Genomic DNA, 13,195 nt, shown 5'->3' on the forward strand with positions numbered 1-13,195 from the left:
AATAGTGCAGGGTTCTGCCAATCTTTACTTCATCCGGCAACAGGGCATTCGTTCTGAATCATAGCAAACATCATCTTTTATTAGCATTTGCATATGGAGTACCGGAGGGGGGAACCTGATATGGCAATCAAGCTTATTAATATCGGATTCGGGAATATCGTTTCCGCCAATCGGATCATCTCGATCGTCAGTCCGGAATCGGCGCCGATCAAGAGAATCATTCAAGAAGCACGTGACCGTCATATGTTGATCGATGCAACGTATGGCCGCCGGACGCGTGCGGTCATCATTACGGACAGCGATCATGTCATCTTGTCTGCCGTACAGCCGGAGACAGTGGCGCATCGGTTATCCGTCAAAGATGACGATCATGACGAATAGTACGGGGAGTCTTATGAACAGAGGATTGTTAATCGTATTGTCCGGGCCATCCGGCGTCGGCAAAGGTACCGTTTGTGCGAATTTACGCCAAATGATGCCCGAGCTCGTCTATTCCGTGTCGGCGACGACTCGTGAGCCGCGGCAAGGCGAAGTTAATGGTGTCAACTATTTCTTTAAAACGAGAGAACAGTTTCAAGACATGATTGCGAACGACGCGCTGCTCGAATGGGCGGAGTATGTTGGCAATTTCTATGGCACGCCTCGCGATTTCGTTGAACGGACGCTTGCTTCTGGCAAAGATATTATTCTTGAGATCGAAGTCCAGGGTGCATTGAAAGTGAAGCAGAAGTTCTCGGAGGGTGTCTTTATCTTCTTAATGCCGCCTTCACTCGACGAGCTGAAGCAGCGTATAACCGGACGCGGGACGGAAGCGGCGGACGTTATCGACCATCGTATGAACGTCGCGGTCGAAGAGATGAACCTGCTTCGCCACTATGATTATGCGGTTGTCAATGATGAGATCGACGCCGCATGCCAGCGCATTCAAAGCATCATTACAGCAGAGCATTGCCGTGCAGATAGAAGGCTAGCCCTAACGGAACAGATGCCTGCTGCTTCAGAGAAAGCTTAGATGAGGTGAGAGGATATGCTATATCCATCCATTGATGAAATGATTCAGAAAGTTGACAGCAAGTACAAGCTTGTTGTTGCTGCTTCCAAACGTGCCCGGATGCTGCGTGAAGGCTCGAAGTCTGAGATTCGCAACCCGAAGTCTCACAAGCAGGTTGGCGTTGCTCTGGAAGAGATTTATCACGATATGCTTATTGTGGAGTCGGCCGACAATTCGTCATCTAATAAGTAAGCACGGCAGCAGCGACTTGGCTGCCGGTCTTCGTAACACGCTAAGCTAGCGATATAACGGCCGAACATTAAGGCAGCAAAAAGTGACAACCGGATAGCGGTTGTTATTTTTTTGTTTCTAGAGGAGTGATGATCGTATGAGAAGGAAGACGATTGTTCTCGGAATTACTGGCGGAATAGCCGCTTACAAAGGTGCAGTGCTGTGCAGTAAGCTCGTTCAGGCGGGCTTTGACGTTCATGTCATCATGACTGAAGGTGCATGCAAGTTTATTACGCCGCTTACGCTGCAGACGCTGTCTCGCAATCCGGTCTATACGGATACATTCGACGAGCGGGACCCGTCAGTCGTATCCCATATTGATTTGGCCGATAAGGCCGATCTGATTATCGTCGCGCCGGCGACGGCGAATACGATTGCGAAGTTGGCGACCGGTATTGCAGATGACATGTTGAGTACGACTCTGCTGGCAGCGACCTGCCAGGTCGTCATTGCACCCGCGATGAATGTTCACATGTATAACCATCCTGCTGTCGTACATAATCTTCAAGTGCTGGCGGAGCGCTCCGTTATGTTTATCGAGCCGGAGACGGGCCAGCTCGCCTGCGGCTATGTCGCGAAGGGGAGACTGGCGGAGCCGGAAACGATCGTTGCTGCGGTGAATGACATATTGGCTGAGGACGCGAATAAGCCGCTGATGGGCAAGAGGGTGCTCATTACGGCAGGTGGAACGGTCGAGCGTCTCGATCCGGTCCGTTATTTAACGAACGATTCGTCAGGCAAGATGGGCTTCGCGCTTGCGGAAGCGGCGCGTGATTTCGGTGCTGAAGTGACGGTCGTCGCAGCTCGGACGAGCGCTGCGCCGCCAAGCGGTGTTGCTATTGTGCGTGCCGAATCGGCTCAGGATATGCTCGAGGCTGTACTGGAGCGGTTCGAGTCGTCGGATCTCGTCGTGAAAGCAGCGGCTGTTGCCGATTATCGCCCAATTGTGCGCGCATCGTCCAAAATTAAAAAATCAGGCGATCGTCTTATGCTGGAGCTGGAGAAGACGACTGATATTTTGCAGACGCTCGGTGAACGGAAGACTAAGCAGTTCTTGATCGGTTTCGCAGCCGAGACGGGTAACTTAGATCATTATGCGATGGACAAGCTGAAGCGCAAGCATTGTGATATGCTGGCGGCTAACGATGTAAGCGAAGAAGGGGCAGGCTTTAATCGAGATACGAATATTATTCGACTCTATGACCAATCGGGACTTATCGAAGCGCTGCCAATGATGTCCAAGCGGGAAGCTGCCCGCCGGATGTTGATACTCGCCGCGCAGCGGATGGCCGATAGAGAGGATAGGGAGGCCGGTCGATGATCGCGCGTGTCATCGTAGACGTACCGAGCCGCCAGACAGATCGACCATTCGATTATGAGGTGCCAGGCGAGCTGCAGGGATGGATTGAAGCGGGCAGCCGTGTCGGCGTACCGTTCGGAGGCCGGGTGCTGCAGGGCTTCGTTATTGAGCTGGCAAGCCTGGATGAGGTTGAAGTTGATCCTTCACGTCTGAAGCCGATCGCGGAGCTACTCGATCCGCTTCCGCCGCTGCGGCCTGACTTGATTGAGCTGGCCGGTTGGCTAAGCGACAAATACTGCTGTACGCTGATTGCGGCGCTGCAGGCGATGCTCCCGGCTGCGTTGAAGGGGAAGGCGGAGCGGTACGTTAGATGGAATCATTCGTTCGAAGCGAGTGAGCCGGCAGCGGCTAACGCGGTGCTCCTGCCGGATGGAATGCGGGAATGGCTGAAGAAGAGCGACGCCGTGAAGCTCGATTCGCTGCGCGATCGGTTTCCAGGCGCCGGCGAATATGTGAAGGCTGCTATACGGATTGGACTGCTTGAAGAGCAGGTGGCGATTAAAAATAAGGTCGGTATCCGGAGAGTGCTGACTGTATTTCCGCCGGAAGACCGGGCGGCGGCAGAGCAGGCGCTGGCTCAGTGGCCGGCTCGTTCCGTGAAGCAGCGGGAAATTCTCGCCCACATGCTTCAGCTCAACATTCCCGTCCCGATGCAGCAGCTGCTTGCCGATACCGGTTCGACAGCAAGTACGGTAAGGGCGGTTGCCGACAAAGGCTGGCTAACGGTGCGAGAGATGGAGAAGGAGCGGGACCCGTTCTCAGGCCGGTCGTTCAAGCGGACGGAGCCGCTGCCGCTTACAGAAGGCCAAGCGAATGTGCTGTCTCATATCGTAGCAGCCGTCGACGCGCGGGAATCGAAGCCGTTCCTGCTTCACGGTGTAACCGGCAGCGGGAAGACGGAAGTGTATCTGCAGGCGATCCAGCGCTGTCTCGATCTAGATAGACAAGTGATCGTGCTTGTTCCGGAGATTTCCCTCACCCCGCAAATGGTTGAGCGGTTCAAAGGCCGCTTCGGCGATGCGGTCGCCGTTCTCCATAGCCGCCTGTCACATGGAGAGCGCTATGATGAATGGCGCAAAATTCGCGAGCGCCGGGCTCAGGTCGCTGTCGGCGCCCGGTCGGCTATTTTTGCACCTTTCGAATCGATTGGGCTTATTATTATTGATGAGGAGCATGAATCGAGCTACAAGCAGGAGGAAAGCCCGAAGTATCATGCCCGCGACGTCGCGGTGAAGCGTGCAAAGCAGCATGGCGCAGCCGTCGTGCTTGGTTCAGCTACCCCGTCGCTCGAATCTTATGCGGCCGCTACAGCCGTCCGTTCATCCGCCGCGACAGCGCCCTCGCTGCTGGTGATGCCGGATCGGGTAGCGGGTCGCCCAATGCCGCCTGTCGAGGTCGTTGACATGCGGCAGGAGCTTGCGGCAGGCAACCGATCGATGTTCAGCCGTAGGCTGCATGCTGCGCTGGCCGAGCGCCTGGAACGGGGCGAGCAATCGGTGCTGCTGCTTAACCGCCGCGGCTACTCGACCTTCGTGATGTGCCGCTCGTGCGGATATACCGCGACATGCCCGCACTGCGATATTTCGCTCACCTATCATCAGAAGACGCGACTTCTACGCTGTCATTATTGCGGCCATTCGGAAGGCGCGCCATCCAAGTGTCCATCATGCGAAAGCGAGCATATTCGCTTCTTCGGAACGGGAACGCAGCGCGTTGAGGAAGAGCTGGCGAAGCTGTTTCCCGGCATTCGGGTTATTCGGATGGATGTTGATACGACAACGGAGAAGGGCTCCCACGAGAAATGGCTTAAGCTGTTCGGGGAGCGGAAGGCGGACGTGCTGCTTGGAACACAGATGGTTGCCAAAGGGCTAGACTTTCCTTATGTTACGCTGGTTGGCGTCATTGCTGCGGACACGTCGCTCCATCTTCCCGATTTCCGTTCGGCCGAGCGGACGTTCCAGCTGCTGACGCAGGTGGCGGGTAGAGCAGGCAGGCATGAGCTGCCAGGCGAGGTTGTCATCCAGTCATATGCGCCGGAGCATTATGCAATTCAGACGGCGCAGCACCATAATTATGAATCGTTCGTCCGTGAGGAGCTGTCGCACCGGAGAGCAATGGGATACCCGCCATACTGCCGCCTTATTCTCATTACGATGTCGCATGAGCAGTTACCGTTGCTGACGGATGTCGGTGAGAGGCTTGCCCAGCGTCTGCGCGATGCGGCCGATGCAGCCGGCGTATTAGGACGAGTGGATGGTATGAGCGGTCCGCGGGCGCTCGACGTGCTTGGGCCTGTGGCGTCGCCGATCGCGCGGATGAAAGATCGCTACCGTTTTCAATGTATGATAAAATATCGGGGTAACGTTGACGCGACAGCTCTGCTGCAGGAGACGATCCGTCCATTTATGACGGGTTCAGAAGGCAGAGGCGTACAGTTCGGTATTGACGTCGATCCTCATATGATTTTATAAATGATCGTTAAATCACCTAGAAAGAAGGAACCTTAACATGGCTATTCGTATTATTGTGAAAGATCCGGATCCTGTATTGCGTGAGGTTGCGAAGGAGGTAACAAAATTTACACCTAACCTGCATAAGCTTCTGAAGGATATGGCAGAGACGATGTATGACGCGGAGGGCGTCGGCTTGGCCGCGCCGCAGGTCGGCATTTCGAAGCGGGTTATCGTGGTTGATATCGGCGACGAGGAGCATGGATTGATCGAGATGGTCAATCCGGTCATCGTGTCCAGCGAGGGAGAGCAAGTCGGACCGGAGGGCTGCCTCAGCATTCCAAATTTGAACGGCGATGTTAAGCGTGCGGACCGCATTAAGGTGGCAGGTCAGGACCGCAACGGCAATCCGTTCGAGCTCGAAGCGTCAGGCTTTCTCGCTCGTGCGTTCCAGCATGAGATTGATCATCTGAACGGCGTATTGTTCACGGATATTGCTGAGAGTGTATACGACATTTCGCAGCAGTCCCGCCGGCGCAAGGACGGAGAGTGAGCAATTGATGAAAATCGTATTCATGGGAACGCCTGATTTTGCGGTCCCATCGCTTGAGCGTATTTTGGCGGATGGCTACGAGGTTACGGCAGTCATCACACAGCCTGACCGGCCCAAAGGACGTAAGCGCGAGCTGACGCCGCCTCCTGTGAAGGAAGCGGCACTTCGCTTAGGCATTCCGGTTTACCAGCCTGAGCGGATGCGCAGCGAGGAGGCTGCTGCGCTAGTCGAGTCGCTTCAGCCGGATTTGATTGTTACAGCCGCATACGGTCAAATTTTGCCGCGCGCGGTGTTGAACACGCCGCGGCTTGGCTGCATTAACGTGCATGGCTCTTTGTTGCCGAAATATCGGGGCGGTGCACCGATTCAGCGGGCGATCATCAATGGCGAGAAGGTGACGGGCGTAACAATTATGTATATGGCGGAAGGGCTTGACACCGGAGATATGATTAGCCGGGTCGAAGTACCAATCGAGGATACAGATACGTCGGGCACGCTGTTTGCGAAGCTGAGCGAAGCTGGTGCGGAGCTGCTAGGCAAGACGCTTCCTTCTATAGAGAACGGCACCGCATCGCGGACACCGCAAGATCATGACGAAGCGACGTATGCGCCGAATTTGTCACGGGAAGATGAACGGATCGATTGGTCCAAAAGCGCACGCCAGCTGTACGATCAGGTTCGAGGCTTGTCGCCGATGGCCGGCGCGTTCACGCTTTGGAACGGCGAGCCGTTCAAGGTGTGGCGATGTGAAGTGGATTCAGCTTCTGGTGCTGGTTCACTGCCGCCAGGCGCCGTATTGTCCGCAGATGCGGAAGGCATCGTCGTACAGACGGGAGCGGGTACCCTTCGTCTGCTTGAGATTCAGCCGGCTGGCAAGAAAGCGATGGCTGCTGCCGACTGGCTGAAGGGTGCTCGGCTTGAACGCGGAACCGTATTCGGCGGAGGCGCCGAATGAACCGGCAGGCGAGCGGCAGCAAGTCCAGTGGTTCCACGAATCAGCCGAACCGGGGCCATAACAAGCAGGCCGGAGAAAGAGCGAATGTTGAACGGCATCAGCATGTAGGTACTAAGCCGGGTGCAAGTACCGGCGGGACAAGACGCAGCGTAAACGGCGGAAAGTCGAATAAGCCTTCTTCTACCGGCGGACAGCGCCCAAAGCGCCGCCAATTGACGGCACGCGAGGTCGCGCTGGATGTACTAGTGAAGGTGGAGAAGGAAGGGGCGTTCAGCAATCTTGCACTAAGCGCCGCATTGCAGCATGCTGAGCTATCGCGCCCGGATGCGGGACTGGCAACGGAACTTGTGTACGGCACGATACAGCGCAAGCTGTCGATCGACTACGCGCTGTCAGAGCTGGCTGCCAAAGGGTTGGCCAAGCTGGAGCCGTGGGTGCTGCAGCTGCTGCGGCTGAGCGCTTATCAGCTGCTGTTCCTTACCCGCGTCCCTGCGCATGCTGCTGTGAACGAGGCGGTAGCGATTGCGAAGCGCCGCGGTCATGCCGGCATATCCGGCATGGTGAACGGTATGCTGCGCAATCTGCTCCGCCGTAAAGCTGAGCTTGCGCCCGAAGCGGCTGCCTCGCAGCCGGGCATCGCGCCGGTACGGCGCATCGCGCTCCGCCATTCGTATCCCGAATGGCTGGTCGCGCGATGGATCGCCGCCTATGGCGAAGCGGCGACGGAGAGCATCTGCGCGGCGGGCAATGAGCCGCCGCGCGCAAGCATTCGCGTCAACAGGCTGCGCACGACGCGGGAACAGGCTATCGCTGAGCTGGCCGAATCCGGCATCGAGGCGGAATGCTCAAAGCTGTCGCCGGACGGCGTCGTCGCCCGGCGCGGCGGCAGCTTGGCCGATACGATTGGCTTCCGTGACGGCAAATGGACGATACAGGATGAGAGCTCGATGCTCGTTGCAGCCGCAGCGCGGCCGCAGCCAGGCATGACCGTGCTCGATTGCTGTGCAGCGCCGGGAGGCAAGACGACGCATCTAGCCGAGCTGATGGGCGACAAAGGGCGCGTCATTGCCAACGACGTACATCCGCATAAGCAAGCGCTCATCGAGCAGCAAGCAAAGAGGCTCGGGCTGTCGTCCGTCGAGGCGGTGACAGGCGACGCTGCCGAGCTTAGCAAACGGTTTGCTCCGGCTTCATTCGATCTCGTCCTGCTGGATGCGCCATGCTCTGGCTTCGGCGTCATTGCGCGTAAGCCGGAAATTAAATGGACGAAGAACGAAGAGGATATAGTCAATATCGCTTCGATTCAACAGCGGCTGCTCGAGTCTGTTTGCGGGCTTGTGAAGCCCGGGGGAAGGCTCGTTTACAGCACCTGCACGATCGAACGCGAAGAGAACGAGCTGCAGATCGAGCGGTTTTTGACACGTCATCCCGAATATGAGCTCGACGTCCAATGGCCGAATGAGCTGCTTATGGCACTGCGGGAAAGCGGAGCGATAACGGAGAAATCGTTCACCGGCGCGGTGCAGCTTCTGCCTAACCATAATGGCAGCGACGGTTTCTATATCGCAACGCTCAATAGACGGCCGTAGGTGTGCCTGTAGTCTGGCTTAGGCGTTTGTGGTAAACTATACGACAGCGGATGCGGAGAATCGCGTCCGCCTTATTTTAAGACTTAGGTGTGATAAACGAGATGGCCAAACAAATCGTACTGCCGGAAAAGCCTTTCATATATGACTATACGCTTGAGGAACTGCAGCAGTGGATGAAGGATAACGGCGAGCCCGCTTTTCGCGCTGGTCAATTATTTGATTGGCTATACGTCAAAAGAGTACGCAGCTTCGACGAGATGTCGAATTTGCCGAAGGGGCTTCGAGCAAAGCTGAACGATCAATTCGCGTTCGTAACGCTGTCGGAAATTACACGGTTCGAATCGAAGGATGGAACGGTCAAGTTTCTGTTCGGCCTGCATGACAATCATGCGATCGAGACCGTTATTATGCGTCATAATTACGGCAACAGCATCTGCGTTACGACGCAGGTCGGCTGCCGTGTCGGCTGTACGTTCTGCGCCTCGACGCTCGGCGGCCTGAAACGGAATTTGACTGCCGGCGAGATCGTTGCGCAAGTCGTCTGGGCTCAGCAGCTTCTGGACAAGACGAATGAGCGCGTATCGAGCATCGTCATTATGGGAACGGGAGAACCGTTTGAAAACTATGAGCCGACGATGAATTTTCTACGTATTATGATTCATGAGAAAGGGCTGAATATCGGTCAGCGGCATATTACAGTATCAACGAGCGGTATCGTGCCGAACATCTACCGGTTTGCAGACGAGAATACGCAGATTAATCTTGCGATCTCGATTCACGCGCCGAACGATGCGCTTCGTTCGAAGCTGATGCCGGTTAACCGGCGCTTTCCGTTCAATGATGTCATGGAGGCGCTTCGTTATTATATTGCGAAGACGGGCCGCAGGGTTACGTTCGAATATGCGCTCATAGGCGGCGTGAATGACCGTCCGGAGCATGCGGAGGAGCTGGCTTCGGTGCTGCAGGGCATGCTGTGCCATGTGAATCTAATTCCGGTTAACCATGTGCCGGAGCGCAATTACGTGCGCACGCCGCGCGACGATATTTTTGAATTCCAGCGCATTCTCGAGAGGAACAAAATTAATGCGACGATTCGCAGGGAGCAAGGGCATGATATTGCGGCCGCTTGCGGCCAGCTGCGAGCGAAGCATATGGAATCCACGGCGAGGTGATCCGGATTTGATTACGGCTAATCGGACGGATATCGGACGCGTCCGACAAGTTAACGAGGATAGCTATTGGGTGGAGCAGCTTGAAGGTGGAGTAGTGGTAGCTGTTGTAGCCGACGGCATGGGCGGGCATCTGGCAGGAGAGGTTGCGAGTCGGATGACAGTCGATTCCCTTCGCGATTCGCTCCGTGTCATTACGCCAGGCATGTCAGAGCAAGAGTGCGAGACGCTGCTGCGCGAAGCGATCAAGAAAGCGAATGAGGCCGTATACGATACGGCCTCACGCAATGAACGTTATAGTAATATGGGAACAACGGTCATTATCGCCGTTGTAGATAATAGTAGGGCTATAGTCGCTCATGTGGGCGACAGCCGGATCTATCAATTTGGCGCGGGCGGTTTAGTTCAGCTCACCGACGATCATACGCTGGTGAATGAGCTGTTGAAATCTGGACAAATTACGGCTGAGGAAGCAGCCGTGCATCCGCGTCGTAACGTCATTATGCGCGCCGTCGGTACTGACCCGGCGGTGGAGGCTGACGTATCGGTATACCCGCTGCAGGCTGCAGATATTTTGCTGCTGTGCAGCGACGGGCTGACCGATATGGTGAGCCATGAACAAATGCTGATGACGCTGCAGACCGAGACGATCGATCTTGACGGCAAGGCAGAACGTCTCGTTCAGCTGGCGCTCCAGGCAGGCGGCGATGATAATATTACAGTCGTCCTCTTGCAAGGCGACGCCGGACAGAAACGGGAGGAGTGACGGATATGATCGGACATGAACTTGGAGGACGCTACGAAATCATATCCCGGATTGGCGGCGGCGGCATGGCGCTCGTCTATAAGGCGCATGACGTATTGCTGAACCGGAAAGTAGCAGTCAAAGTGCTGCGTCAGCAATTCGTTCACGACGAAGAATTTATCCGGCGATTCCGGCGCGAGGCACAATCAGCCGCATCGCTCTCACATCCGAATGTCGTCAGTATATACGATGTCGGACAAGAAGACGAAGTACATTATATCGTTATGGAATATGTTGAAGGCAGCAATCTGAATGAAATTATTCACGAAAGGGCGCCGCTGCAGACTGAAGAGGCTGTACATATCGCAGCACAAATTTGCGACGCGCTCGAGAACGCGCATCAGAATCAAATTATTCATCGTGATATTAAGCCTCATAACATCTTAATCGGTAAGAATGGTAGAGTTAAAGTAACCGACTTCGGCATCGCGCGGGCCGTTACGGCGTCGACAATTACGCAGACGGGCTCCGTCGTAGGCTCCGTTCATTATTTTTCTCCGGAGCATGCGAAAGGGACACCGACAGGCGAGAAATCGGATTTATATTCACTTGGTATCGTTTTGTATCAAATGCTTACGGGCAAGCTGCCTTTTCACGGTGAAAGTCCGATCAGCGTAGCACTTAAACATTTGCAGGAGTCATTCATCGAGCCGCGGGCGATTAATCCGCATATTCCGCAAAGCGTTGAGAACATCATTTTGCGCGCCATGCGTAAAAATCCGAACGAGCGGTATTCATCCGCTGGGGAAATGCTCCGCGACCTTGAAGACTGCTTGTCGCCTGAACGGCTCCATGAGCCGAAAGTGACATTCGCTAACATCTCGGATGATATGGATGCGACGCGCGTCATGCCGGCTATTCGGCAGAGCGCAGCCGCTGTCCGTGCCGCGTCGGAGGAACGCGTATCACAGGATCGTGCTTCGTCTGCTGCAGGAACGGCGAAGACGCAGTCGGTTGAATGGGAGGACGAGCCCAAGAAGAAGAACGTATGGTGGAAGCGTCCGACGCCGATGATTATCGTGACGCTGGTCATTATTGCTGGGCTTTATTTCAGTGTTAGGGCGATCTCCAACAGCTTTGATGTTCCTGAGGTTCAAGTCCCATATGTTGTGAATATGAGTGAGCAGGAAGCGGTTAAGGCGATCGAAGACGCCGGTCTGCTCGTCGAGCAGCCGATTATTCGCGAGTACAATCCGGAATTCCAAGCCGGCTACGTGTATGATCAGACCAAGGCGAATATGAAGGTGAAGGAAGGCGCACTTATACGGCTGTATGTCAGCCAAGGCGCTGAGCTGGAGACGATGACCGATTATTTGGGACAATCGTTTAACTCGGCGAGCGAGCAGCTTATTGCGCTCGGTGTTGATAGCTCGCGGATTAAGAACGACGCCGTATTCAGCGACCAAGAAGCAGGGACGATTATCTCGCAGTCGCCGCTGCCGAATGAGCAGTTTGATCCGAAGACGGTCACGGTTAGCTTCAAAGTGAGCAAAGGGCAAGAAACGGTTGAAATGCCGGGACTGATCGGGAAGAAGGAAGCGGAGGCGAAGGTGCTTCTTAGTCAGAAGGGGCTGAAGCTGTCGGACGCAAACATTGTCCGAGAGCCAAGCTATGAACCGGAAGGTGTAGTAATCGGACAATTCCCTTATCAAGAAGGCGAACAGGTAGGCAAGGGAGCCGAGGTTTCGATTACGGTCAGCTCGGGGCTGCCGCCGGATGCACGCAAGAAGCCGGTCAGCCTGTTAATCTCTCCAGCACAAGCTGGAACGACCAGTGAGATTCGAATTGTTTACTCTGACGCAACCGGTGAGAATATAGAGTGGGGCAAGAAAAAAATAAAAGATACACAGCGGTTCTCCTTCAACGTCATTGTGTCACCGAATCAGGATGCAACGATTACGGTGTTCCGAGACAATCAGCTGGTCAATTCATTCTCGATTACGTATGACAGCGGGGCAGAGTCAGGTGAACAGCAAATTCCTGGCCAAGACGAGCCGCCTGTAACAGAGCAGCAGACAGAAAGCACGGAGGACACACCGGCAGACGCTGCAACGACCGATGCCGAAACGGGCTCCGGAAGCGAGGAAAACCAATCAGATGGCGAACTTCAACAATAATTATTTGCAAGGTACGATTGTTAAAGCGCTGGCAGGCTACTATTATGTTCGTCCTGCTGATCCTCATGCAGAGACGGTGCAGTGCAGAGCGCGCGGTATATTTAAGAAACGGGGCCAATCGCCGCTTGTCGGCGACCGTGTCGGATATACGTTAACGGATAACGGCGAGGGTGCGGTGGAAGAAATCGCGCCCCGCCTTACAGAGCTGATTCGGCCGCCTGTGGCGAACGTTGAGCTGGCAGTGCTTGTTTTTTCTGTTACCGAGCCCGAGCTCAGCTTCGTCCTGCTTGACAAGTTTCTCGTACATATTGAGCATGCGGGGCTCGATACAGTGATCTGCCTCAGTAAGAGTGATCTTGCACAGACGGAAGGTCCGGCCGGCGATTCGGCGCGCGAAGCGCTGCGCCGTGTCAAGACGGTGTACGAGCCGATGGGCTATGAGGTGTTCGAGACAAGCTCCCGCCGCCATGAGGGCTGCGATAAGCTTAAAGAACGGCTCCGCGGACGGCTGTCGGTGTTCGCCGGTCAGTCCGGTGTTGGCAAGTCATCGCTGCTCAATGCGCTTGTGCCTGGCCTTACGCTGGAAACGAACGAAATTAGTGACCGGCTTGGACGGGGCAAGCATACAACCCGTCACGTTGAGCTGATCGATCTTGGCGGCGGCAGCTTTGTTGCGGATACGCCGGGCTTCAGCCAGCTAGACTTCGCAGAGCTTGGCATCGAGGATCTCGGCTACTGCTTCCGGGAGATGCGGGAGCTTGCACCATCGTGTAAGTTTAGAGGCTGCACACATGTGCATGAGCCTGGCTGCGCAGTGCTTCAGGCAGTAGCAGATGGCAGCATCGATGCCGGTCGGCATGCGAATTATGTATTGTTCATGGAAGAGATGAGAGAGAAGAAGCGGAGGTACTAAAC

General features: G+C 55.3%; 12 protein-coding genes. All 12 read left to right on the forward strand.

The window, feature by feature from the left end:
• Positions 1-120: 120 nt before the first annotated feature.
• The 12 genes from remA (at position 121) to rsgA (ending at position 13,193) form a co-directional block, all read left to right on the forward strand.
• Positions 121-381, forward strand: a complete 261-nt coding sequence (gene remA, locus PXY01_RS05800) for an extracellular matrix/biofilm regulator RemA (RefSeq protein ID WP_127534143.1) — start codon at positions 121-123, stop codon at positions 379-381.
• Between the two features lie 13 nt (positions 382-394).
• Positions 395-1,012, forward strand: coding sequence for a guanylate kinase (gene gmk / locus PXY01_RS05805; RefSeq protein WP_127568241.1), 618 nt, complete (start codon positions 395-397; stop codon positions 1,010-1,012).
• A gap of 15 nt (positions 1,013-1,027) precedes the next feature.
• Positions 1,028-1,243: a DNA-directed RNA polymerase subunit omega gene (rpoZ, locus tag PXY01_RS05810; protein ID WP_127568243.1), complete on the forward strand. Its 216-nt coding sequence runs from the start codon at positions 1,028-1,030 to the stop codon at positions 1,241-1,243.
• Between the two features lie 136 nt (positions 1,244-1,379).
• Positions 1,380-2,603: a bifunctional phosphopantothenoylcysteine decarboxylase/phosphopantothenate--cysteine ligase CoaBC gene (coaBC, locus tag PXY01_RS05815; protein ID WP_127568245.1), complete on the forward strand. Its 1,224-nt coding sequence runs from the start codon at positions 1,380-1,382 to the stop codon at positions 2,601-2,603.
• Positions 2,600-5,113, forward strand: a complete 2,514-nt coding sequence (gene priA, locus PXY01_RS05820) for a primosomal protein N' (RefSeq protein ID WP_127568247.1) — start codon at positions 2,600-2,602, stop codon at positions 5,111-5,113. The genes coaBC and priA overlap by 4 nt, the downstream gene beginning before the upstream one ends.
• A gap of 37 nt (positions 5,114-5,150) precedes the next feature.
• Positions 5,151-5,645 (forward strand): peptide deformylase, encoded by a 495-nt coding sequence (gene def, locus PXY01_RS05825; RefSeq protein WP_127568249.1) that lies wholly within the window; start codon positions 5,151-5,153, stop codon positions 5,643-5,645.
• 7 nt (positions 5,646-5,652) lie between these two features.
• Positions 5,653-6,600: a methionyl-tRNA formyltransferase gene (gene fmt, locus PXY01_RS05830; RefSeq protein ID WP_127568251.1), complete on the forward strand. Its 948-nt coding sequence runs from the start codon at positions 5,653-5,655 to the stop codon at positions 6,598-6,600.
• Complete coding sequence (gene rsmB / locus PXY01_RS05835; protein ID WP_127568253.1) at positions 6,597-8,189, forward strand: 16S rRNA (cytosine(967)-C(5))-methyltransferase RsmB; 1,593 nt, start codon at positions 6,597-6,599, stop codon at positions 8,187-8,189. The genes fmt and rsmB overlap by 4 nt, the downstream gene beginning before the upstream one ends.
• A 101-nt stretch (positions 8,190-8,290) precedes the next feature.
• Complete coding sequence (gene rlmN / locus PXY01_RS05840) at positions 8,291-9,361, forward strand: dual-specificity RNA methyltransferase RlmN (protein WP_127568255.1); 1,071 nt, start codon at positions 8,291-8,293, stop codon at positions 9,359-9,361.
• A complete protein-coding gene (locus tag PXY01_RS05845) occupies positions 9,300-10,124 on the forward strand; it encodes a Stp1/IreP family PP2C-type Ser/Thr phosphatase (RefSeq protein ID WP_307719369.1) in 825 nt (274 codons plus the stop codon). Before rlmN ends, PXY01_RS05845 begins: the two co-directional genes overlap by 62 nt.
• Before the next feature lie 5 nt (positions 10,125-10,129).
• Positions 10,130-12,280: a Stk1 family PASTA domain-containing Ser/Thr kinase gene (gene pknB / locus PXY01_RS05850; protein ID WP_127568257.1), complete on the forward strand. Its 2,151-nt coding sequence runs from the start codon at positions 10,130-10,132 to the stop codon at positions 12,278-12,280.
• Positions 12,261-13,193: a ribosome small subunit-dependent GTPase A gene (gene rsgA, locus PXY01_RS05855; RefSeq protein ID WP_127568259.1), complete on the forward strand. Its 933-nt coding sequence runs from the start codon at positions 12,261-12,263 to the stop codon at positions 13,191-13,193. The genes pknB and rsgA overlap by 20 nt, the downstream gene beginning before the upstream one ends.
• Positions 13,194-13,195: the final 2 nt, after the last annotated feature.

Origin of the sequence: Paenibacillus xylaniclasticus (genome assembly GCF_004001065.1) — a bacterium.
GTDB classification, from domain to species: domain Bacteria; phylum Bacillota; class Bacilli; order Paenibacillales; family Paenibacillaceae; genus Paenibacillus_T; species Paenibacillus_T xylaniclasticus.

Bases quoted from the DNA above. Each gene is read 5' to 3' on its own strand.
- remA (WP_127534143.1), top strand. From the start codon at position 121: ATGGCAATCAAGCTTATTAATATCGGATTCGGGAATATCGTTTCCGCC.
- gmk (WP_127568241.1), top strand. From the start codon at position 395: ATGAACAGAGGATTGTTAATCGTATTGTCCGGGCCATCCGGCGTCGGC.
- rpoZ (WP_127568243.1), top strand. From the start codon at position 1,028: ATGCTATATCCATCCATTGATGAAATGATTCAGAAAGTTGACAGCAAG.
- coaBC (WP_127568245.1), top strand. From the start codon at position 1,380: ATGAGAAGGAAGACGATTGTTCTCGGAATTACTGGCGGAATAGCCGCT.
- priA (WP_127568247.1), top strand. From the start codon at position 2,600: ATGATCGCGCGTGTCATCGTAGACGTACCGAGCCGCCAGACAGATCGA.
- def (WP_127568249.1), top strand. From the start codon at position 5,151: ATGGCTATTCGTATTATTGTGAAAGATCCGGATCCTGTATTGCGTGAG.
- fmt (WP_127568251.1), top strand. From the start codon at position 5,653: ATGAAAATCGTATTCATGGGAACGCCTGATTTTGCGGTCCCATCGCTT.
- rsmB (WP_127568253.1), top strand. From the start codon at position 6,597: ATGAACCGGCAGGCGAGCGGCAGCAAGTCCAGTGGTTCCACGAATCAG.
- rlmN (WP_127568255.1), top strand. From the start codon at position 8,291: ATGGCCAAACAAATCGTACTGCCGGAAAAGCCTTTCATATATGACTAT.
- PXY01_RS05845 (WP_307719369.1), top strand. From the start codon at position 9,300: ATGATATTGCGGCCGCTTGCGGCCAGCTGCGAGCGAAGCATATGGAAT.
- pknB (WP_127568257.1), top strand. From the start codon at position 10,130: ATGATCGGACATGAACTTGGAGGACGCTACGAAATCATATCCCGGATT.
- rsgA (WP_127568259.1), top strand. From the start codon at position 12,261: ATGGCGAACTTCAACAATAATTATTTGCAAGGTACGATTGTTAAAGCG.